We start from the raw sequence: 22,527 nt of genomic DNA on the forward strand, positions 1-22,527 counted from the left end.
TATTTCAAATAAACCGCTCATCTGAATTATTCGTTTACTATGATATATCAATTGATTATATCATAAATAAAGCTTTATCTGTATTTAGATTATAAGTGCACAGCAAAAGTTATTAGTTTTAAACGTTTATAGGTTGGGCAACATTGGCATAAACCAACATTATTTAAACCAAGCGCGGTACGTGAATTGATTTGTTCTTAAATGAACTCCGCCTGCCATTCTGAATAAAGTTTTTAGCAATTGTTGAGCCACTGATTTTATCATCAATATGGAAAAGAAACTCATTACAGAGATCAACATAGAAGATAAGGAAATTACTCATTTCGCTTCCTTTAGTCTCAAACAAGCTTTTAATGAACACCATTATTTCGAGCTTCGTTTTAATCATGACCAAATGGGTGCGCCAGGACTGATCAGTTTAGATGATAGCCGCGATTTTGTAGGTAAAACCCTGACAGCATCTTTCGGTCATTCACAAGAAGGGATGCAAAATTTCGTCGGTTTGGTTTCTAAAGTAGAACTTTCGCAAAGCCACGGTTATCATGGAATTATCATTGTAAGTGGTTATAGTCCTACTATTTTAATCGATCGCGGACCAGATTTAGGATCTTATTTAGATAAAGATCTAAATGAGATCGTAAAGTTAGCCACCAAAGATACCCCGGCGAATGATTTAAGTGTAGCGGTTAATGCTTCCAGAAGATCATCAATAGACTATATTATTCAATATAAGGAAAGCGATTTTGCCTTTTTGAATCGCCTTTCGGCAGAATATCACGAATGGTTTTTCTATGATGGCAAGCAGCTTAATTTCGGTAAGCCTGATGTGCAAAATGAAATCTCTCTATTTTACGGTAGAGATGTGCAGGAGATGCAGTATGCCATGGAAATTGGGCCTATTAAAAACAAGCGTTTCGCTTACAACCCAAAACAAGATGAAATGCTCCAGAGCGAAAGCAGTGGGAAAGTAAATGGTACGCCAGATTTATCGCATGCGATCAAAGCATCCAACCTTACTTATAGCAAAACCTTTAATCAACCTTCCCTAATTCGGGTAGATAACGGGAATGATATCAAAAACCTGGTAGATAACGAAGAAAAAGCTAATACCAGTGAGCTTTTAAAAGTTACTGCCAAAGGTGATAATGCCGAACTCAGTATTGGAAGCATTGCGGAGATTACCATGAGCCTCCGTAAAGAATTGGCTTTCACTTCTGAGAGTTTAGGCAAATTTCTAATCACCAGTATTAATCATCATATTAATGAGAACGGGAAGTATAACAATACTTTCGAGGGTAAAATAGCTACCACTGAACGCCTTTTGGTCAAAAATTTTGAAAGACCACAACCAGATATGCAGTTGGCAGATGTGATTGATAATAACGATCCGCAAGGTCAGGGGCGTATTAAGGTGAAGTTTAAATGGGAATGTTTAACCAATGATGTAACCGAATGGCTGCGTGTGGTTACGCCGAGTGCTGGTGTAGGCGAACGTGGAAATAACCGCGGATACTTTGCTATCCCGGAGATAAATGATCAGGTAATGATTGCCTTTGAAGAAGGAAATATTGCCCGGCCGGTGGTAATGGGAAGTGTTTACCACAGCTCTAGTGTGGATAGCAGTCCGCTGATTAAAAACCACTTAAAAAGTATTATTACCAGAAGTGGACATTTGGTAGAGTTTGATGATGATGCCAATACGCAGGGGATAAAGATTACGGATATCCACCAAAATATTATCCATATTGATACTAAAGGCAATAATATAACTATTACCGCTTTAGAAAACATGACGCTGAATTGCAAGAATATGCAGATTAATGTTGGGGAGAATATGGATGTTCAGGTGGGTAAAGATCAGAGTACAAGCGTAGGAGATAATCAAAGCACTTCTGTTAATAAAGACATTTCGATAATTGCAGGAAACAATTATTCCCTAAGTGCTACAGGTGATATTCAGGAGAACTCTGATAACCGGACAGAATCTGTATCTAAAGACTTCATGAGACAGGCTGAAACCTCAAACGAACTGGCTAGTGAGATTACCTTATTTAGTCAGAAAGAAAATATGACTTTGCAAAGTGGTAAAACTGTTGAGGTAAACAGTGCCGAGAAATCAAAATTGTTTTAGTTATGGCCATTAAAAAACAATGTACCAATATGAGCATCCGAGTAAGAACGGATTATAAACTCATTGCAGGAAATAATATTCAAAAAATAGCCGATCATATTAATGTAGAAGCAAGACTTAAGAATCTTTTTCTTGTTAGCAATAAAAAAGTGGTTGGTCAAGGTGGTAAATCAAGTTAGTTATGGCAAATGTTCAGTTTGGTAGTTATGCCCCGTCGGAAGAGCCCAAAGACGATGTACAGTATGTTTATTATACAAGGGAAGGCGAATATCTTGGTGGGATAGCGGGCAGTGCAAAAATTTTTATCACTACAAAAGAGAAATATGATCAGGCAGTTGCGGCAAAAAAATGGGAAACTGTTAATGATGCAGCGCAGCTGGTAAAATATGATGGTAAGGCATTGATTCATGCAGATTTCAGATACATTGCCTACATCATTAGCCATGAATCGGGTAATGCAGATATTAAGGAGCTCAGATGTGTAGCATTCACGAGCCACAACCGTTCTGTTTCGACAAAGAAAACCTGGCGTGCGCTATTAGCTTCTGGATACTCATCAGTACCTGGTAAAAAAGAACTTCCAGATAAAAATGATGAAAAATCCAAACTGGCAAGATATGCTGTACTTGATGTCTGTTTTGGAGTGAAAGACATTACAGATGGAGCAGAATTTTGGGATGGAACTGACTTTCTTGCGTGGGGGAATTCCGAAACAAATCCGTACAATAAGTTAGGGCAAAACAAATTTGACGAATATAAATTCGTAGAGATTCCAAAAAATATCTATGATGAATTTGTAGCTGCGAATGGTACATCTGCCAGATATAAAGATAAAGGCAATCACGATGATAAGACAGATAAAGGTACACATGAGCACCTGACGAAAAAAGTTAAAAAACCCGTAAAGGGACCTGATGGAAAGCAATTGAAAGGAGCGGATGGCAAGCTTCTGTTTAAAGAAGTTGATGTTGCCGATAGGATTAAGTATGCTGTTCCATCAACAGATTTTGGAGATCAGCAGTACTGGACCAGTGGAAACTTTTATTATGAAACAGGGGTAAAAACCACAAATGGCATTTCGGCCACTATCACAGCAGGGAAAAGTATTTTCTGGAAAATTACACCAACCCGTTTAACTGCATCAACACCAAAGTAAGCATGATTAAAATAATCAATATAATGATTCTGAATTTCCTGTTTATGGGCTGCACGGTAGCACAACAGAGGAAAAAGACTACAAATAGTTACAACGCTATTTTATTGACCCGATATGTAGAATCTAAATCCGCACAAGAGAAGGAACGAGATACGAGTAGAATTTTGTATATACATAATACTTTGGCCGACAGTTTATTTGTATATAAAGTGGCTGATGGAGTTTTGTCTGAAGCTACAGCATATGGCCTGACCGCAACGAGTAAGGGGCTTAATCTTGATGTAAAATCAGTGTTAAGTAATTCAGATGACAATAAAGGATTACAGATCATATTTCAGGATTCAGATCATAGCTTGCTGATTAATCAAACTGATCGTTATGTACTTTATCCTAACTTTTACGCATTACTGAAACAACAGGTAAAGGTTAAACATTCCATTTTAAGTTTGTTCGATTTTCTGGAAGATTATCTTGAGGATTATGCCATTACAGATGTTTATCCACTATTACTTTCTGCAAATCAGGCGAGGTGGGGAAAAAACATTCAGCAATCAAAGATCACGACACTCAGAAGTCAGTCGGAAGTAAAAGATACCTGGAATTTTAAATATCAATATAATAGTGTAGGTAAAATTGAGTTGGTAAAAGCAGCTTCGGCTGAAGTACATTTCAGTAAAAAGATTAGTTATTTAAATCCAGCTTCGATTGAAATGACAACTTATCGCAACAATGAAGATCGTCAGATCACGTCGCGTAAAGCAATCTATAGTCCAACAAAATCTGTCGCGCTAAAGTGGAAGGATAATGTGGAAGAAACGGGTAAAAATTTAGAAACAGAAATTTCTACAGCCATCACTAAAAAAAGCCTCGGTAAAGTGAATTCAATACACATGACACAGGCGGAAGTATTAAAACTGATTAGGCAAATGAAATAGCCTGTTATTGAAAAGAAACAGAATGTTAGAATTAATTATACATTAAGGTGGACATTGCAAATAAAAAAATTTACTATCCTGGCCTAAGTGCCCTTCGTTTGGAATGGCCGGCTGAACAGTCTGTTAACTATGGTGTTGTTATTAATTTTGACGAAGAACAGGAAAATAATGAGGTTAAGTATCAATTGCGTTTAACCCGATTAAAGCCTGTTGATGAAAATCAGGCACTTTTTCAGATTGAGCGGATAAGTGATGTTTTTATTAATGAAACTTTACCAGATTTTATAGCCGATCGATTGGCTTATGCTGCGGGAAAAGTATTCTATCCTTTGGTAGTTTCTGTAGACCATAATGGTGGTTTTGAATCTATTTACAATCATAAAGAGATATTGAGCCGCTGGCCAACTGTAAAAAATAAAATCTTGGATAATTTTGAAGGCGACCTGGTAGAAGATTACCTGCTGAAAATGGAACAACAGCTTTCCAGTCAGGAGAAAATACAGATCGCATTTTTAAACCATGACTGGTTTCTTCATACTTTTTTTCGGCCAATTTATAAGGAATACGGAAGGAACCACTCAGTTGAAAACATATATAAATTTCCGATTGTGCGGGATTTTAAAATAGAGGGATACCAAACCATTGAAAAATTAAGTGCGGAGACCAACGATTTCGGCGGAATCGAATTGTTACATGAGGGTACCATTCTTCCTGTTAATGATGAATATTTTGCTTACAAAGTTGCGGGCAGTTATGAAGGATATTATCTTTTGCACCCAAAGAATAAACGTATTGTTTCGCTTTTTTCGTCCGTAACGTATAAAGAAGCAGTTAAAACAAGTGTAAAGGTCAAAATATCAATAATTCCTAATGGGGATCAAGAATTTGATCACGATTTTATTTTAGATACCAATGTTGATCGTTTGCCTGTTTCAGATATGGTGATTCTTGATGGTTCATCAAGAAAAGGATTTTGGGAGCGGTTATTTAATAAATAAAGATATGGCAGAAAAACATATTGTCGTTCAGGGTGCTCAGTGCATGTGCAAGTTTGGATCAGCACCTGATAAACTAAAGGTTCTTACCCATGCTAAAGAATATGCAAACGATAAAGATGGAAGCAAGAAGCCTATAGCTACTACGGTTGATATTAATGCAACTTTTGAAAAAAACATGTTTGGCTCCTGCTCAAAGATGAACAACAGGCCCTGTAATGCAATTGTAACCAAGTGGTCAGGCTTTTATGAGGAAACTATACTTTCTAATGGAGGAAAAATTTTGCTTGAAGACAGCAAGGCAACTTGTCCGGTTGGCGGTACAGATTGCATTGAAATTATTCAGCATGGACAAAAAGCGGAAGCCTCTAAGCAGAATTTCGATAACGCAAATAAAAATGTACAATCACAGCTAAATCCAATGTCAGAATCTTTAGATGAATCTGCAAATGATTTTGAAGGCATGGAGGTAAGTGTTAAATCATAAAATATGGCGAAGGGAATTAAAAAAATTGTCTGGACAGGAGAGGGTACGGTATATAATTCGAAAAAAGGCTCTATAGCCAATCAGCTTTTAGTTGTCGAACCAAGTCAATTTGTATGGTTTAAAGTAGGCGAATGGCTGCCAGGAAGTACTGAGCAAGATAAGAATAAAGATGTAAAATGGGCTGTTTTTAATAGCAAGGGATTTATAGAGTTTCAAAAAACATTGCCTGGTAGCGCCAAATATGCGCTAAAAATACCGAGAAAATTATCTGGACCTTATTTATTTTATATTGAAGCAACATGGAGTGGTAATTTTGATGGTAAATCAGGTATAAAAATTAGAGGTGAATCGCCAGCCAAAATTGTAGATAGTAAGTGGAGCCGTACAGAGGGTGGAGAAGATGTCCGCAAGACCTACCAGTTTTCTTATGGTGAACTGATTTGGCTTAAATTTAATACCGAAGGCTTAAACGGATATAATAATGTTGAAGTTAGGGTATTTAGAAAATTGCGGTCGGCATATGGTTTATTGCCAAAAGAAGACGAGGTTACCCGGAAAATCTATTTCGTTAACGTAATTAATGGCGAAATAAACCTGAAAATTCCCAATACATTTGCCTGGTATCAATCGATGAAGAACAGGTCAGATGTAGAAGAGTTTTATGTCCGCGTTGTGCATCCAAAAACAGGCAACTATATTCAGGATGATAAGGGAGATACTGCGCATGCGAGGTTCTTAAGGATTAAGGATAAGGTAGTTTCTCAAGTAGTAGAGAAGCCACAGAACAGAACACCCGTTACCATTTATGAGCCGGATAAAAATGCGAAAAGATTCGAGCTGTGTAAGTTTGAACAGATTAATATTACGGAAGCTGGAGCTAAACCTGTTCTTATTTTCGATAACGGTAAAGGTGTTCGGAATATTAAGGATAAGCGCGAAAAAACGTTAATATCTATAGTTTTTAAATTCGACAGTACCGAACTTTTACCCGAAAGCCTCAAACAGCTTAACAACATTTTGCAGTTTTTACTCGAACATAGATATAGTACAATCCAGCTTGATGGCTTTGCATGCGTAATCGGTAAACAAAACCACAACAATGTATTGTCAGAAAACAGAGCAAAAACCGTTAGAGGATTTTTTATAAAAGGGAAGTTAGATCCTAATCGTATTAAAACAGCCGGACATGGCGAAGTTAATCCCACTGATGATAAAATGGGTCGGGATAATATTAAATACAAAAATGAATATGAATATACGAGTAATAGGCGGGTAGATATTTCATTTGAATATTACGGACATAATGCGGAAACCATTAACTATCAAACAATATTGGGTAGTACGCCCAAAAACATTACTATTGAACCTGTAAAATTTGATACCAAAGCTTGTTTTGAAAGAAAAAAGCATGATAAAATTATTACGCTATACAATCTGAATGAGAAAAAAGCACAAAAGGAAGGAAGTATTATAATCCCTGCTGTATCTGCTATAGGTAAGTATGATCTTATGCCTATACAATACATCTGGCCTATGAATAAGGCTACTTTAACGAATGTTTATAGCTCAGCCAATGAATATTTAGTTCACGTCCATTCCTGTAGATATTTTTCGGTAGAAAATAATCCGACGTTAAATATTCAGGTTTATCCGGATATTAAATGGACTTTAACGTTTTTTATCAATCTTACCAATGACTTAAGTGTTAAATGGCAAAATCAACCTGCTGCAAAACATAAAGAATTGCAAAGTAAAGCGGGTAAAGTCGGTGCTGAAAGAAGATGGAAACAAAAGGATGCGTCTTTTGGATTTAGCCTTAAAGGTGAATGGGACAAAAATAATGATAGTTATCAAAGAAGTAAAGAACTGAAAGCAGAATATGAAACTAAATTTAAAAAGCTTTTTGATCTTTTTGCTTCTGTAGGTGCGATGTCCGATGGAATAACAAATAAAACCAAAGGTCAGGTCCGAAATATAGGCTTTAAAGGATTACCCATGACTTTTGCTGTTAAGCCTCCTAATCTAAATCTCAAAGGAGAATGGAATTTGGAAAAAACAACACAAACAGATAAGATAGGAACCAAAGTAGATATTTCCTTCAATGCTGAACCATTAATTGGTTTAGAGATGACTATAGATCTTCTTTGTACTGCTGTAGGATTGGTTGCTGGAGCAGTTAGCGGAGGAACCGCAGCTCCTGGAGCTGTAAGACTTTATGGATTTATAAAAGATAAAATAAATACAGGCATAGAATTTGGTAATGATGATTTTGGCGCTAAAGTAACAGCCGATGTTTATATTGATCTTGTTATTTCGAGTGTAATCAAAACTAATATTGGTTTTTCTTTCAATACGGCAAGCGATAAAAGTGATGAAGAAAGTAAATTAGAATTAACAAATACACTTAAAGTTGAGCTAAAGGCAGGTATTTGGGCTAAGGCAGAATCTAATTTAATAATTGTTAAAGTCGAGGGTTATTTTGAAATGAGTGGAAAAGGGTATGCTTCTGTCACATTTGGCCATGGAGTGAAATATGATAAGATGGGTCTGAATTACAGACCGAAATTAGGATTTGACGGATTGAATGCTGAATATGTCATCAAGGGAAAAGTAGGAATGTCAGCAAAGAAGAAAATCCCAAAAGCCGAAAATAAAAAACCTGGAGAACTGAAGGGGAGTAGTGAAGATGAAGGGATCATTGCAGAAGGCAAATATAATGAAGTGATTCCTAAATTTGATGTGATCAAAAGTTTGGAGGAACTTTTTGGAATCAGTGCCAATATTCCATTAATTAAAAGTTAATCATATGAAAAAGATAGTTTTAATATTTCAGTGTTTTATAATGTGTCTGTCATGTCGATCGCAAGAAAAGATCGATCTTGAAAAAATCAACTTTGCTAAGAATTATAAAGAGATCCTAAATAGTACCAAGTTTCAGACAGATGCCCGAGAAATTGTTACTACGCTTCCTGTAGCATATACTAAAGACATTAAACAATATAAATTTGGAAATATTTCTTTTGTAAATAGTAAAGAAACTGCTATAAAAAGCTCTACTGTTGGAGTGTTAATTAATAATACTACAAAACGTCTAACCAAGGGGATTAAAATAGAGATAGAGGACACATCTATCAGTAATGAACTTTTAACTTATTTAAAGTCACAATATAAAGCTCCGAAAGTACTTTCGAAAGTTCCCCAAAAGAACAGTGAAGGAAAAGTGCTGGGAAATGCAGCTTATTATTGGATCTTGAAAGATAAAACACTTGTGCTGGTTCAGTATTATGAATACACGAATAATAAGCCAAATATTTCTTCTATTCTCTATGCGGTAGACAATCAGGCAACAACTTCAGATGGACAAAAAAAGGTTGTTTCGCTTATAGTTAAAACATTTACTCCCTAACAGATTTTGATTAACATAATCGTCAACTAACAGTATATGAAACAGCCATATTACATGATCGATTTTAGTGCATCGGCATGCTTCTTTGAAATTAGGGTAAATGATTACCCGGTTATCCACATGAATGTTGAAGGTCAGGTTGCCAGTAATATCCCTATCAATTATGCGATATTAAAAAGCGGTACCCAGTTTATATCTGTTACTATTTTACCTAATTTAGGTGATTTGGAATTACATCCTAAATCAGAAGTAAAATTCAATATAAAACTTTTCGATTGCGCCAATGATTTTGTTTTTAATCAACAGTTTGGAGATTACAAGTCAGAAATAGTAGGAGAGAAAAAAATACCGCTATTGAAGTACGTAAATTCTTTTAAAGCTGAAGTTCCTTATCAATTAGATGCATGGCAAAACGGTAAAGATCTTAAAAACATTAATCATTGCAGAGAAAAACTTGAATTAGCTTATCGAAAATCGGCGAGAATCATCAAGGACGGCCGATTTGATGATTATAATAAATTGATTTCCAAAAGAGAAGAAAACGTGGCTGTTTCTATGTATTTATCAAAGGGTGAATCGAGGGCGAGATTTACCGAACTTATTGCCGATTTTAAATCTGGATTTAACATCTCACCGATTCCAAAAGATTCTTTAATGTTTTTATGTGCAGATAATAAAGTTGCTTTTTTAAAGAAGGTGAATGGAGAATCTGCATTATATTTAGAGAATAGTGAAACGCAGGAAGAGTTAATGTTAGATATTTCATTCTATATTCCAGAAGGAAGAGAAGAATTTGAAGTGATTTAATTGTGAAAGGAAAATTAATAATATTATTGCTTTTGCTTTTCTGAGCTGTACTTCTCAAACTAAAGATCAAGAAAAAAAATCATTGGAAATTGGTACAGTAAGATTAAAGATCTTAAAACTGGCGAATATATTGGAAAAATGTATGTGCAATTTACCCAAAATGGTGAATTTATTCAAAAAACCGGAGAGGGAAACGAACAGGTTGTTTCAAAAATGACATATAGACTTAGTACAGATAAAATTTACTATAAAGGAAAGGCTACCTCAAACGAGGAATTTGATTCAAATTACTCTTTTAAAGGCGATATATTAGTTATTGAGGCTGGAGGCGAAAAAACTGAATATACAAGAGTTAAGTAAAAAAGACTCACATGAAAATAAAATTCAATGAATAAATTTATTATTATTATTCTAATCGGTTGCCTTGCGACTTCATGTACTTCACAAACTGATCTGGAAGCATTGAAATTTGACGAAGATATTTCTAAAATTATCGATGGGCATAAAGAATTCCGTAAAAACCTCGCGGGAAGCTATGGATTAAATGGCTATTCATCTACTCAATTGGATGGGTTTAAAATTGGAAGTGCAGAAATTTCAACCTATGAAGTTCCAAAAGGGAATGTTTCGGATCATAGTGATTTATGGATTTATATAGATAATTATAACACTAAAAAGCTTTTAGGATATAAATATTCATCCGCTGATGAGGAAGAAAGTAAAAAAGTGTTAGATTATTTAAAATCAAAATACAAAGGCTATAAAACAAATACGAATTAAGTACATGGCGATTTCTATTTCTGGGATCTTCCGGAAACCAACAAATGGATTTTTGTAAATCAGTATGATTGTGTTAATCATATTCAAACCAACTTCAGTTTTTTAAAAAGAGGTTTAAAAGTTGAAAATTCTTCAAGCCGAAGCGCATTTAGTGTATACGATTCATATAAAATGATGTACCCAGACGTGCTTAAATAAAATGTAAGCTAAATCCATCTTAATAAAAATTACCTTTTTTATTAATCCTTTTTCCAGATTGAAGCTTCAAAGATAAGGAGTTATCTGTTTAGTTAACAGTCTTGAATATGAAATATAAGGACTTAAAGGCTGGATCGCATTGCGCACTTTCTATTGGTGCAAAAAACTAACTTTATCTGGAAATGTGTTTCTTAAAGTAACACCTTGTCCAAAAATGCTACAATTTTTTGATCTATAAAATGTAGTAAAAATCAGACTTCGGCTATTTTCAAAAAAAACACAATTTTTCTTGTCAAAAATCTGCGTTCTCCTGGCCGTAGAATAATATTTTAGAAATAGTCGAGTGTTAGCTGTTATATATGAGCTACATACATAATAACTGGCTTGATATTTGGTCAATTGAATTTGAGCAGCGGACGCTGCAATAACCTATTTATTTAACCTTTAAATTTAGACACTATGGCTTTCAAAGCTAGATTGAATTTTTCGGGCAAGGAGTACGATGTACTTCATTGCGCGTATGCGTTAAACCGCGATGTAGATGCTAAGGGAAGACCTTCTTCCGGAGTTTACGGCGGTACCATTGATATTGAGATCGAGTCAACCGAAGACACCTCAATAATCGAAGCGATGGTAAACAACCAATACAAACCCATTACCGGAACCCTTCTGATTAAAAAATCTGAAGAAGATGCCAAAATGAAAGAAGTTGATTTTGAAGATGGCTACATTGTGAAGTATTCCGAAGGAATCAACATTGTGGGCGATCATCCAATGACGCTTAAATTCCAGATTTCAGCCAGAAAGTTGAAACTTGGTAACGCAGAGCATTTAAACGACTGGCCTAAAGCGTAGAAGGGGTTAGTATTGGTTAGAGTTTAGTGTAGTTTAGGGTTTAGCATAGTTTAATTAGAATATTTAGTCTAACCCTTTAACCCGCTAACCAGTTTAGTTTAATTTAGGTTTTAGCATAGTTTAATTAGATTTTTTGTTCTAACCCATCTAACCCTATAACCTATCTACCCTTAACCGCAATTCATTCATTTCAAAAATTAAAACTTACAAAAATGGCATTTAAAACCAGATTAACATTAGGTTCAAAGGAATTTGATGTTCTACAGTGCAGCTTTTCATTAAACAGAGATGTAGACGCTAAAGGCCGTCCATCTTCAGGTGTATATGGTGGAACCATTAACATCGAAATTGAATCTACAGAGGATACTTCGGTAATCGAATCAATGGTGAATAACCAGTATAAGCCACAATCAGGAACGATTACTTTTAAGAAGGGCGAAGAAGACGCTAAAATGAAAGAACTTACTTTCGAAGATGGTTACATTATTCAATATAGTGAAGGTATTGCGGTAAACGACAATACACCAATGACACTTACTTTTGTGGTATCTGCCCGTAAACTCAAACTGGGTAATGCAGAACACGAAAATGATTGGCCGAAAGCTTAATTTTATTTACTTTAGACAGTAAGGGCACCTACTGTCTGAAGTAAATATTGCTTAAGGCATTGCAATTATATTTTTGTAAATGGTTTACCTATGAAAAAAACGAAGACAATAAAAATAGTAAAGCCATCTCAGCCAACAGACCTCGAATACATTAAAATGTTTGATGACTGTGTAATAGATCCTACAAAAACAGGAACAATTGACAAGGTAATAGATGATCACATCAGCTCCAGTAGAAATCGATATACAGATATCTCCGATCAGGTAGCCGGAAACTCATTGATAAAACCGATAGTATCTGCTTTTTGGTCTAATCCAATATTTCAGCCTGCACTTTTTTCTGATCAGCCTAAGTCGGTAAATACTTTTTTTAGCAGTGTTCAAACAAACCCTTTTGAAAGCTCCTTTAATAATTTTGTAGTTGGATCGTCTAAAATTCCATGGTACTTCATCGCATGCGCACATTATTTAGAATGCAGTTTCGACTTTAAAAAGCATCTGCATAATGGAGATCCGTTATCAGGCTATACCATTAGGGTACCGGCGAACAGGCCAAAAGTTGGTCATGGCCCACCATTCACCTTTGAAGAAAGTGCAGTTGATGCTTTGAAACTGATGAAATTAAATGAAATAACGAACTGGAATTTGCCAACAGTTTTACGCAAACTGGAGGCCTACAATGGATTTGGTTATTTTAAATACCATAGTGTAAATTCGCCTTACCTATGGAGTTACTCTAATCAATATCAAAAAGGGAAGTACGTGGCCGATGGAAAGTTTGATGCCGAAGCGGTATCAAAACAAATGGGAGCTGCGGTAATTTTGAAAAGGATGGAGCAGCGCACCATAATTTATATTCCAAGGCATTAATGATATGAAAGCGATTAGAATTTTAACCATATTAATTGTCTTGCCTTTTCTAATCTGTTGTACAACAGAAAATGGACAGGTACAAGGGAAGGAACATAAGGAGCAGGATCAAGTATTAGGTGAAGCAACTGCAAAACAACTTTCTAAACATCTTACCGATGAACAGGAATTTAGAATGCTTTTCGAAAACTTAAAGAATAACCTTAAAAAGAAGGATTTAAATAATGTTGCTTCATTGTTGAATTTCCCCTTTTATACCAGTCATAAAGAAGTGTCCAATGGTGTAGGTGTTCCCATTGACCCCATTAGTTTAGCAGAATTTAATACTTATAAATCTGCAATTTTTAATGCAGACGTTTTAAGGGTTTTACCTTTATGTAAGGAAGATAATCTATCAGAAATTGATGAGAAAACCGATGAGGTTTATTATCAATCACTTAAAAAATTAACAGATTCGGGCAGTAAAATGTATGAGGTTTATATGCAGTATCCAGAAACCAGTACACAAGCTGAAAGTTATTTTAGCTTCATCTTTGGCAGGGTTAATGGTAAGTTTAAAATGCTTTCTACCTACGCTAAATGGCCTGTTAAATAATCGTTTCGTATTGAGGTATTTTAATGTCCAAATAAGAGGTAGAGTTTAAATTTTACTTCTTCTTGCGGTAAACGAAGAGCCTGCAGATGCAACTACTACGCTGCCTACTGCAATACATTCGGTAACCGAAAGGTATTCTTGTAAAAAGACAAAGGCAGCCAATGATGCCATTGCGGGTTCCAAGCTCATTAATATGCTAAATGTTCTGGCCGGTAATTGTTTTAAAGCACCGATTTCCAAAGTGAAGGGAATCGCACTCGAAAGTAAGGCAAGCGCTGCACCAAGACCCAATAGTTTAGGAGTTAAATGGGATAAACCACCACTTAAAATGCCAAATGGTAAAATGATAATAGTGGCCACTAACATTCCAACTGAAACAGCTTCACCGCCTTTCATAATTTTTGATATTCTACCGCCAAGTATAATGTATGCGGCCCAGAATACACCAGCAAGCAGTGCCAATAAAACTCCCAAAATATCCAATCCATCGCTGGTCCAGGGTGCAATTAAAACAATGCCAAGGATTGATAAGGCAACCCAGATAAAATCTATTACGCGTCTGGAACCAAAAATCGCGAGGATTAAAGGCCCAATAAATTCAAGAGTAACGCCCAAACCAACAGGGATACGCGCTATGGCAAGATAAAAAACCATGTTCATCATGCCTAGGGAAGCTCCGTAAAGAATTACGTATTTCCATTGATTAGGGTTAAGCTTAAAGAGATTAGGACGAAAAGCAATTAAAAGAATTGCAGCCGATAACCCAATTCTAAGTGATGCTGTAGCCGCTGCACCTATCTCAGGGAAAAGCCCTTTAGCAATTGCTGCTCCGCATTGTACGCTTACGATGGCGATTACAACTGCCGGAATGGGTGGAATATTTAATTTGATCTTCATTAAACTGGAAAACGAGCGGCGAAATTACATATTTCCAGGAGTAGAAACACTTTTTATCAGTTTTATGGCCTTTCTGTTATAAACTAAAAAAGGCACGGAATAAATCCGTGCCTTTAGAAAAAAGTCTAGTTTTTATTAGCAAAAAAGTTCTTGCTCATCCCTGTTTTCGGTTGGAATTTTTTTCAGAAAATCGTCAAATCCAGAACCAATATTGTCCGAATAAATACCATAGGCATCTAACATGTATCCAATATTTTTATCTGAATCTTCAACCAGGTACAAAACTGAATTATCTGCCGGATCTGAATCTCCCTCAAAACGATAGGTTTTAACAATTGTTAAATCTTCTGGTTTATAAATTTTATTCAGAGATTTACTCTGCATCTTACCGTGGTCGGTCATTTTTAATTCGTTATCTCTTCCTTTCAGCCTCAATTTCTCTAGAATTTGACTCAAAGTATTCATTGCAATTGGCTGTTCCATAGTTATATGATTTTAAGTACTTATTAAACACCTGGCGTTTGAAATGGTTTTGTCTTTTATCTAAAGTCAAACTAAATGATTATCAATCTGTTTCCTATTAAACTAAATTTAAATTGTATGAAAAAATATTTTCTAGGCCTAGCCATTGTCAGCATTGCATTAATGAGCGCTTGCTCACAAAAAGAAACAGAACTTGCTTCTGCAAATCTTTCTGAAACTGCAGATCCATCAAAAAGTATTGGAACCGTTAAATTTTACGGATTAAGCGACGGCAAAATCAAAATGGATTTGAAATTAAAATTCGCAGCAAAAGCTGATAGTAATGTGGCAGTTCATTTTCATGAACATGGAGATTGTGGCGATATGGGAGAAAATACCCACGGGCACTGGAACCCAACAAAGGAAGACCATGGGAAATGGGATTCAGGAGCTTACCACAGTGGTGATATTGGGAACATCAAGCTTGATTCAAAAGGTGAAGGTGAAGTATCAATCACAACAGATAGATGGAGTGTACAAGATGGCGACGTGAAAAATATTATCGGAAGAGGAATTATTGTACATGGTGGAACTGATGATTATAAAACGCAACCAACCGGAAATTCAGGTCCGAGAGTAGGTTGTGGAGTTATTGAATCTGCGAAGTAGTATAAATAAAAACGATTTGGGGCGATTAAATTTTTAATCGCCTTTTTTATGCAATTTCATCCAGGTTGTCATCCTATTTTAAAACCTAAAATATGGCAACATTAAATGAATCTTCAAGCGGCAAGGCCGTGAAAGGTAGAACCAAAAAAACAACACCAAGAGTGGATCTGACTGCTATGGTTGATCTCATGTTCTTATTAACAACATTTTTTATGCTGACAACCTCTCTCAGTAACCTAAATGCGGCCGATGTGGCAAAGCCAGATTCTTGCGAAAATTGCAGTATGGATTATCCTGCATCCAGAACAATGACAGTGCTACTCGGAAAAGGCCATGAAGCGGTGTGTTACATGGGTACAGCAAGAGAGGCAGTGATGAAAATAACCACTATAAAGGACATTCAGAAAGTGATCAGCTCTAATAAGGAATTGGTAGCCAGGGCCAATCATAATATTGCTTCAAAATACATGTTAGTGATCATTAAACCAACGGCTACCTCAAAGTTTCAGGATTTTGTAGACCTGATAGATGAAATGAAAATAGCCGGTATCAAGTCATATACCATTGATGATGAAAACATTTTGCCAGAAGAAACCAGTTTTATGAGTGCCAATAAGTTATAGATATTCAGAAACAAAAAGGGCTTTGCAATTTCGATCGCAAAGCCCTTTTTTAGATTTCAATAATTTTATAATTGGAAAGCAGATTTTACTTGATCTACGAAATCTAGTTTTTCCCAGGTAAACAACTCCACAGTAACTGTTTTTTCTTCACCATTTGGTGTTCTGAAAGTTTTAGTAACAGTTTCTGGTGTTCTACCCATGTGGCCATAAGCAGCAGTTTCACTGTAAATTGGGTTTCTTAGTTTTAAACGTTGCTCGATAAAGTAAGGACGCATGTCGAAAATTGATTCTACAATCTTCGCAATCTCCCCATCAGTTTTACCAACTTTACCTGTGCCATAAGTGTTGATGTAAATTCCCATTGGCTTGGCAACACCAATAGCATAAGATACCTGAACTAAAATTTCATCAGCTACGCCGGCAGCAACCAGGTTTTTTGCAATATGGCGAGTGGCATAAGCGGCACTTCTATCTACCTTGCTCGGATCTTTACCAGAGAAAGCGCCACCACCATGTGCACCTTTTCCGCCATAAGTATCAACAATAATCTTTCTGCCAGTTAAACCAGTGTCGCCATGTGGCCCACCGATTACAAATTTACCAGTTGGATTAATGTGGTATTCAATTTTATCGTTAAATAAATGAGCGTATTGTGGATTACTTTTAATAATCCTTGGAATTAAAATCTCTACTAAATCTGTTTTAATTTTAGCAAGCATGGTCGCTTCCTCGTCAAAATCATCATGTTGAGTCGAAATTACAATTGCATCAATGCGTACAGGTTTATTGTGATCATCATATTCTAAAGTAACCTGGCTTTTTGCATCCGGACGTAAATATTTGATTTCATCGTTTTCGCGTCTTAAAACAGCAAGTTCTTGTAGTAATTTATGAGAAAGATTTAATGCTAATGGCATATAGTCTTCAGTTTCGTTGGTAGCATAACCAAACATCATCCCCTGATCGCCAGCACCTTGTTCTTCTTTGCTACTTCTATCTACCCCTTGATTAATGTCTTGAGATTGCTCATGTATGGCTGATAAAATGCCACAAGAATTAGCTTCGAACATATATTCACTCTTGGTGTAACCAATTTTCTTAATTACATCACGTGCAATTTGCTGTACGTCTAAATAGGTTTTAGATTTTACTTCACCAGCTAAAATTACCTGCCCGGTAGTCACTAAAGTTTCGCAGGCTACTTTTGATTCAGGATCAAAAGCTAAAAAATTATCAATTAACGCATCCGAAATTTGATCGGCAATTTTGTCTGGGTGGCCTTCAGATACAGATTCTGATGTAAATAAATACGACATCTATTAAATTTTAATGATAAATAAACATTTATAAAAGCGCCAACGACCCCTGGAAACAGGTTGTAAATGATTGGAGGAGGTATTAGCACTTTTTTTTAAGTGGTTGCAATCCGTTCCGAACGTGTTCGGAATAGCAAATCGGTCCACTATATAATGCGACAAAATTAGCATATTTTCTTTATTTCAAAAATTATAGATTATTTTGTACCCTCATTCTTTACGTTTTGCACACAAAGCACAATATACTTTTTATCATCAACCCGATTTCCGGTGGGAAAGGGAAATTACGTATTCCGGATTTTATCGATAAATACCTCGATAAAGAGAAGTTTAATGCAAATTTTGTATTTACGGAGTATGTTGGTCATGCCTCAGAGCTGGCCGATGAAGCAGCAAATAAAAATTTCGACATTATTATTGCTGCAGGTGGCGATGGAACCATAAATGAGGTAGCTACAAAAGTGCTTCAGCACAATAAGATTTTGGGTATTTTGCCTTTGGGGTCAGGAAATGGTCTGGCTAGATTCCTTCAGATTCCTAAAAATCTTCGGCATGCAATTTTGGCTATAAATCGCTTAAAAACAGAGAAAATTGATACCGCGACCTTTAATAACAAAAGTTTCTTCAATCTCGCTGGAATTGGTTTTGACGCGCATTTAAGTGCAGTTTTTTCCAGCGATAAGAAAAGAGGATTAGCAGGGTATGTAAAGCTTGGTTTGAAAGAGGTATTTGGCTATCGTGCTCAAAAATATATCATTAATATTGATGGAATGGAATTTTCCAGGGAGGCTTTTGCTGTTACTGTAGCCAATTCTTCACAGTATGGTAATGATGTTTTTATTGCACCGGGGGCATCTGTTAAAGATGGCTTACTTGATGTTTGCATTATCAAGCCCTTTAGCTTACTGAAGCTGCCGATGCTTGGTTATGTAATGCTCAAAGGAACTGCAGAAACCTCAGAAATGATCGAAATTATCAAAGGAAAACATATTCAGATTACCAGAGAAAAAGACGGTGCCGTTCATGTAGATGGAGAGCCTTTGCAAATGGGCACAGAGATAAAAGCCTCAATTAATCCACTGTCTCTAGCCGTTATTGTACCTTAACTTATTTTCTGATTCACAATTTCCCTTACCTTTGTATCATGAAACCTAAAAAGAACAGCCTGAGTGATCTGGGAGGAATTATGTTTTCAACTAATCCTGATTTCGAATATCATGAAGAGGTTGATGATACCGTCACCTCCCCGAATAATCAACAAGATTTGAGGGTAATGCTGGATAAGAAGAACCGGGGTGGGAAAGCGGTAACATTAATTACTGGCTATAAGGGGCGTACAGAAGACCTTGATATTCTAGGTAAGATGCTTAAAACCAAATGTGGCGTTGGCGGTTCAGTAAAGGATGGAGAAATTATGATCCAGGGAGATGTTCGGGATAAGGTAATGGCTATTCTTCAAAAAGACGGTTATAAGGTTAAAAAAGCTGGTGGTTAATAATTCTATTGATTCACAATTCGTATAAAGCAAAATCTCTGAAACTTTTCCTTAAGAAACTAATTATTCATATAAGCTGTTTAAAAATTATAATTTATCAACTACGAAATTTCAAAAGCCTGTGCGCCGAAGAATTTCGTAAGTTTTGATGACAGTATCATAAAACTTTCGAAGTATTTCCAACAACAAAGGCCACTAAAACTTCGCAAGTTGATCTTCATTCATGAAATTTAGAAAGTTTCTTCGATCTCCTTATTGATGTGCTAACCTTCTTCATAACTACCGCAGGTAATTATTTTCAGTGAAAGACTTTCTCTTTCATCAATTGGCTTAGTGTATTTTTTTGATTTTTTATTGAGATTAAAAAAGTATTTAATTTCCTGTTAGTTAGATTTTTAGGTAATAGTGTATTTGCTACAATATGTAAATAATTATGTTCGAATGCTGGTTTTTCTAGTGAATAACTGCTTAACTTTGCTTCACTAACCAACTTATTATTTATGAGCAAAAAGAAATTGCAGTCGCCAGATTTAGGCTATTTAAATCTAGGCGGAAACATTACTGTAAATTATCAATTATCTCCAATGGAATTAATTGATGAAGCATTATTGAACAAGGAAGGTGTACTGTCTTCTTCAGGCGCTTTAGCGGTTGATACCGGGAAGTTTACTGGCCGGTCTCCAAAAGACAGGTTCATTGTTTGCGATGAGGTTACCGAAAATACGGTGTGGTGGGGTGATGTTAATATCAAAATAAGTCCCGATAAATTTGATCATTTGTTCAATAAGTTGACCACTTACCTGGCGGATAAAAAAATCTATGTGCGGGATTCATCAGCATGTGCTAATCCCGCTGATACCATTTCGATCAGGGTAATTACTGAAACTGCTTATCAGAATCTTTTTGCAAATAATCTTTTTCTTCGTCCTGATCGCGAAAGCTTGGGCGAACAACCAAAATGGACGATTATTGCTGCACCTGGTTTTTTTGCAGATCCTAATACAGACGGCACGCGACAAGAAAATTTCTCTGTAATTAATTTTTCAAAAAAAATGATCCTGATCGGTGGGACGGGCTACACTGGTGAAATTAAAAAAGGAATTTTCTCGGTGTTAAATTTTATTCTCCCGCTATACAAAAATGTCTTACCTATGCATTGCTCAGCCAATGTTGGCAAAGTGGGAGATACGGCAATCTTTTTTGGTTTATCTGGCACAGGCAAAACAACTTTGTCTGCAGATCCTGACCGGAATTTAATAGGAGATGACGAACATGGCTGGGGAGATACTTCTGTTTTTAATTTTGAAGGAGGATGTTATGCAAAATGTGTGGATTTAACTGAAGAAAAAGAACCCCAAATTTTCAAAGCAATCAAATTTGGAGCTTTATTAGAAAACATTAATTTCTTGCCCGGAACACAGGAGGTAGATTATACAAATGTAGATAAAACCGAAAATACAAGAGTAGCTTACCCGATTGAATTCGTCGATAATGCAATTTTACCATCAATTGCAGCGATTCCGAAAAATATTTTCTTCTTAACTGCTGATGCATTTGGTGTATTGCCACCATTTCAAAACTAGACGTGGAACAGGCAATGTTTCATTTTTTAAGTGGTTACACCGCTAAAGTTGCAGGTACTGAAGCTGGAATTACCGAGCCTCAACTTACCTTCTCTGCTTGCTTTGGTAAAGCGTTCCTGCAACTACATCCATCAGTCTATGCTGAAATGTTAGGTGAAAAAATGAAAAAGCATGAGGTAAACGTATGGCTTGTAAATACAGGTTGGAGCGGCGGACCTTATGGGGTTGGTAAACGGATGAAGTTGAGTTTTACAAGAGCGATGATTGGAGCAGCTTTAACCGGAGGTCTGGATCATCAGCATTACAAAAAGCACCATGTTTTTAAATTAATGATTCCTTTACATTGCCCTAACGTGCCGGATGAAATATTAGACCCTTCAAAAATGTGGAGTAATCCGGAAGAGTACTTCATAAAAGCTTATGAACTGGCAAAGGCATTTGAACAAAATTTTAAACAGTTTGAGCAACCCAAAGTGTCAAAAGTACACCAGCAAGCGTTAAAATTGTGTTAAATGAGGCTTAAAATGCTTTTTTTGGCCGAAAAATTTGCAATTAGATTTTATTTTAGTTTTCATTGTGGAAGAATTGCCTCCGGCTGAGGCAATTTTTTGTTATACACGCAGTATATTTACCGGAAACTAAATCTTAAGTAACGATTTAATTGTTTATTGATTTATTAATTTGTAATTTAAAATCAATTTATAAATTTGTTTTTCGCAACAAAATCAGGTCACATCCGTTGTGTGTAGTACAAAAGTTAAGACAGCTAAAAATTAAAAACAAGAACTAAAACTAAAAATTAAAAAAAAATGGCAAACGCACCAAAACCAACAACTGTTAAAAAAGAGAGCTCTTCAAGTGCATCTAATGTTTTCGCAACATTGGTTATTCCTATTTGTCTCGTAATTGGCTTTATTATCTGGAGATTCGTATTAGGAGATCCTTCAAACTTTATCGACAACAATAACGAGAACTTACCATTACCAAACAACTATCCAGGTACAGCTTACAAAGGTGGTCCAATCGTGGCAATCTTAATTGGATTATTATTAACTGTAATCGTTTTCTCTATCGAGCGTTTAATCGTAATTGGTAAAGCAAGCGGAAAATCTAGCTTGGATACTTTCATCATCAAAGTAAAAGGTTTATTAAATTCAGGAAATATCGAAGCTGCTAAAGCAGAATGCGACAAACAACAAGGATCTGTTGCTAATGTAATTAAATCAGGTTTGAAAAAATACAGTGAAGTTGAGGCTGATACTAATTTAGATGTTGAGCAATCAATCGTTGCCATTCAAAAAGAAGTTGAAGAAGCTACTGCATTAGAAATGCCAATGTTGGAGCAAAATTTAACCATTATTGCTACTTTGGTATCTATCGGTACATTAATCGGTTTATTAGGTACAGTATCAGGTATGATTCGTGCATTTGCTGGTTTAGCAAACTCTGGTGCTCCAGATCAATCTGCATTAGCAGTAGGTATTTCTGAGGCATTGATTAACACGATGACTGGTATTGCGGTTTCTACATTAGCGATTATCATGTATAACGTATTAACTTCGAAAATTGATAAGTTAACATACGCAATTGACGAGGCTGGATTCAGTATCGTTCAAACTTACGCTAGCTCGCATAAATAATATTTTGAAAAAATTTTTA

At 35.9% G+C, this 22,527-nt stretch carries 23 protein-coding genes and 1 pseudogene; 21 read left to right on the plus strand and 3 right to left on the minus strand.

The window, feature by feature from the left end; translation table 11 throughout:
- Positions 1-268: 268 nt before the first annotated feature.
- From ACN1CD_RS02490 to ACN1CD_RS02560, 15 genes are all read left to right on the plus strand, one after another.
- Complete coding sequence (locus ACN1CD_RS02490; RefSeq protein ID WP_419128665.1) at positions 269-2,131, plus strand: type VI secretion system Vgr family protein; 1,863 nt, start codon at positions 269-271, stop codon at positions 2,129-2,131.
- Between the two features lie 2 nt (positions 2,132-2,133).
- Entirely contained in the window at positions 2,134-2,310 is a 177-nt protein-coding gene (locus ACN1CD_RS02495; protein WP_419128666.1) for a hypothetical protein, read from the plus strand.
- A 2-nt stretch (positions 2,311-2,312) separates the two neighbouring features.
- Entirely contained in the window at positions 2,313-3,287 is a 975-nt protein-coding gene (locus tag ACN1CD_RS02500) for a hypothetical protein (RefSeq protein ID WP_419128667.1), read from the plus strand.
- 2 nt (positions 3,288-3,289) lie between these two features.
- Positions 3,290-4,222 (plus strand): hypothetical protein, encoded by a 933-nt coding sequence (locus ACN1CD_RS02505; protein WP_419128668.1) that lies wholly within the window; start codon positions 3,290-3,292, stop codon positions 4,220-4,222.
- Positions 4,223-4,269: 47 nt separating this feature from the next.
- Entirely contained in the window at positions 4,270-5,220 is a 951-nt protein-coding gene (locus tag ACN1CD_RS02510; RefSeq protein WP_419128669.1) for a hypothetical protein, read from the plus strand.
- A gap of 4 nt (positions 5,221-5,224) precedes the next feature.
- Positions 5,225-5,704 carry a DUF4280 domain-containing protein gene (locus tag ACN1CD_RS02515; RefSeq protein ID WP_419128671.1) on the plus strand — a complete coding sequence of 160 codons (480 nt, stop codon included), beginning with the start codon at positions 5,225-5,227 and terminating at the stop codon, positions 5,702-5,704.
- Positions 5,705-5,707: 3 nt separating this feature from the next.
- Complete coding sequence (locus tag ACN1CD_RS02520; protein WP_419128672.1) at positions 5,708-8,506, plus strand: OmpA family protein; 2,799 nt, start codon at positions 5,708-5,710, stop codon at positions 8,504-8,506.
- A 4-nt stretch (positions 8,507-8,510) separates the two neighbouring features.
- Positions 8,511-9,110, plus strand: coding sequence for a hypothetical protein (locus tag ACN1CD_RS02525; protein ID WP_419128673.1), 600 nt, complete (start codon positions 8,511-8,513; stop codon positions 9,108-9,110).
- 36 nt (positions 9,111-9,146) lie between these two features.
- On the plus strand, positions 9,147-9,917 hold the full coding sequence (locus ACN1CD_RS02530) for a hypothetical protein (protein WP_419128674.1): 771 nt from the start codon (positions 9,147-9,149) through the stop codon (positions 9,915-9,917).
- 138 nt (positions 9,918-10,055) lie between these two features.
- A complete protein-coding gene (locus ACN1CD_RS02535) occupies positions 10,056-10,277 on the plus strand; it encodes a hypothetical protein (protein WP_419128675.1) in 222 nt (73 codons plus the stop codon).
- Positions 10,278-10,304: 27 nt separating this feature from the next.
- Positions 10,305-10,697 carry a hypothetical protein gene (locus ACN1CD_RS02540; protein WP_419128676.1) on the plus strand — a complete coding sequence of 131 codons (393 nt, stop codon included), beginning with the start codon at positions 10,305-10,307 and terminating at the stop codon, positions 10,695-10,697.
- Positions 10,698-11,354: 657 nt separating this feature from the next.
- On the plus strand, positions 11,355-11,750 hold the full coding sequence (tssD, locus tag ACN1CD_RS02545; protein WP_029288480.1) for a type VI secretion system tube protein TssD: 396 nt from the start codon (positions 11,355-11,357) through the stop codon (positions 11,748-11,750).
- 212 nt (positions 11,751-11,962) lie between these two features.
- Positions 11,963-12,358 carry a type VI secretion system tube protein TssD gene (gene tssD / locus ACN1CD_RS02550; protein ID WP_419128677.1) on the plus strand — a complete coding sequence of 132 codons (396 nt, stop codon included), beginning with the start codon at positions 11,963-11,965 and terminating at the stop codon, positions 12,356-12,358.
- A gap of 90 nt (positions 12,359-12,448) precedes the next feature.
- Positions 12,449-13,228 carry a hypothetical protein gene (locus tag ACN1CD_RS02555; protein ID WP_419128678.1) on the plus strand — a complete coding sequence of 260 codons (780 nt, stop codon included), beginning with the start codon at positions 12,449-12,451 and terminating at the stop codon, positions 13,226-13,228.
- 4 nt (positions 13,229-13,232) lie between these two features.
- On the plus strand, positions 13,233-13,823 hold the full coding sequence (locus ACN1CD_RS02560; RefSeq protein WP_419128679.1) for a hypothetical protein: 591 nt from the start codon (positions 13,233-13,235) through the stop codon (positions 13,821-13,823).
- Positions 13,824-13,868: 45 nt separating this feature from the next.
- Here ACN1CD_RS02560 and ACN1CD_RS02565 read toward each other — a convergent pair whose 3' ends face one another.
- Positions 13,869-14,720, minus strand: coding sequence for an EamA family transporter (locus tag ACN1CD_RS02565; RefSeq protein ID WP_419128680.1), 852 nt, complete (start codon positions 14,718-14,720; stop codon positions 13,869-13,871).
- Positions 14,721-14,855: 135 nt separating this feature from the next.
- A complete protein-coding gene (locus ACN1CD_RS02570; protein ID WP_419128681.1) occupies positions 14,856-15,203 on the minus strand; it encodes a hypothetical protein in 348 nt (115 codons plus the stop codon).
- A 117-nt stretch (positions 15,204-15,320) separates the two neighbouring features.
- Between ACN1CD_RS02570 and ACN1CD_RS02575 the strand changes: the two genes are divergently transcribed.
- Both ACN1CD_RS02575 and ACN1CD_RS02580 read left to right on the plus strand, forming a co-directional pair.
- On the plus strand, positions 15,321-15,851 hold the full coding sequence (locus ACN1CD_RS02575; protein ID WP_419128682.1) for a superoxide dismutase family protein: 531 nt from the start codon (positions 15,321-15,323) through the stop codon (positions 15,849-15,851).
- Between the two features lie 92 nt (positions 15,852-15,943).
- Positions 15,944-16,474, plus strand: a complete 531-nt coding sequence (locus tag ACN1CD_RS02580; RefSeq protein WP_419128683.1) for an ExbD/TolR family protein — start codon at positions 15,944-15,946, stop codon at positions 16,472-16,474.
- A gap of 65 nt (positions 16,475-16,539) precedes the next feature.
- Here ACN1CD_RS02580 and metK read toward each other — a convergent pair whose 3' ends face one another.
- Positions 16,540-17,790, minus strand: a complete 1,251-nt coding sequence (gene metK, locus ACN1CD_RS02585; protein ID WP_419128684.1) for a methionine adenosyltransferase — start codon at positions 17,788-17,790, stop codon at positions 16,540-16,542.
- 224 nt (positions 17,791-18,014) lie between these two features.
- Here metK and ACN1CD_RS02590 point away from each other — a divergent pair, with 224 nt between their 5' ends.
- From ACN1CD_RS02590 to ACN1CD_RS02605, 4 genes and pseudogenes are all read left to right on the plus strand, one after another.
- On the plus strand, positions 18,015-18,896 hold the full coding sequence (locus ACN1CD_RS02590; RefSeq protein WP_419128685.1) for a diacylglycerol/lipid kinase family protein: 882 nt from the start codon (positions 18,015-18,017) through the stop codon (positions 18,894-18,896).
- A gap of 38 nt (positions 18,897-18,934) precedes the next feature.
- Positions 18,935-19,285, plus strand: coding sequence for a translation initiation factor (locus ACN1CD_RS02595; protein WP_419128686.1), 351 nt, complete (start codon positions 18,935-18,937; stop codon positions 19,283-19,285).
- A 584-nt stretch (positions 19,286-19,869) separates the two neighbouring features.
- Positions 19,870-21,380, plus strand: a pseudogene (gene pckA / locus ACN1CD_RS02600) (phosphoenolpyruvate carboxykinase (ATP)).
- A 297-nt stretch (positions 21,381-21,677) separates the two neighbouring features.
- Positions 21,678-22,508 carry a MotA/TolQ/ExbB proton channel family protein gene (locus tag ACN1CD_RS02605; protein ID WP_419128687.1) on the plus strand — a complete coding sequence of 277 codons (831 nt, stop codon included), beginning with the start codon at positions 21,678-21,680 and terminating at the stop codon, positions 22,506-22,508.
- Positions 22,509-22,527: the final 19 nt, after the last annotated feature.

It is taken from the genome of Pedobacter sp. N23S346 (genome assembly GCF_048515415.1).
Lineage (GTDB): Bacteria > Bacteroidota > Bacteroidia > Sphingobacteriales > Sphingobacteriaceae > Pedobacter.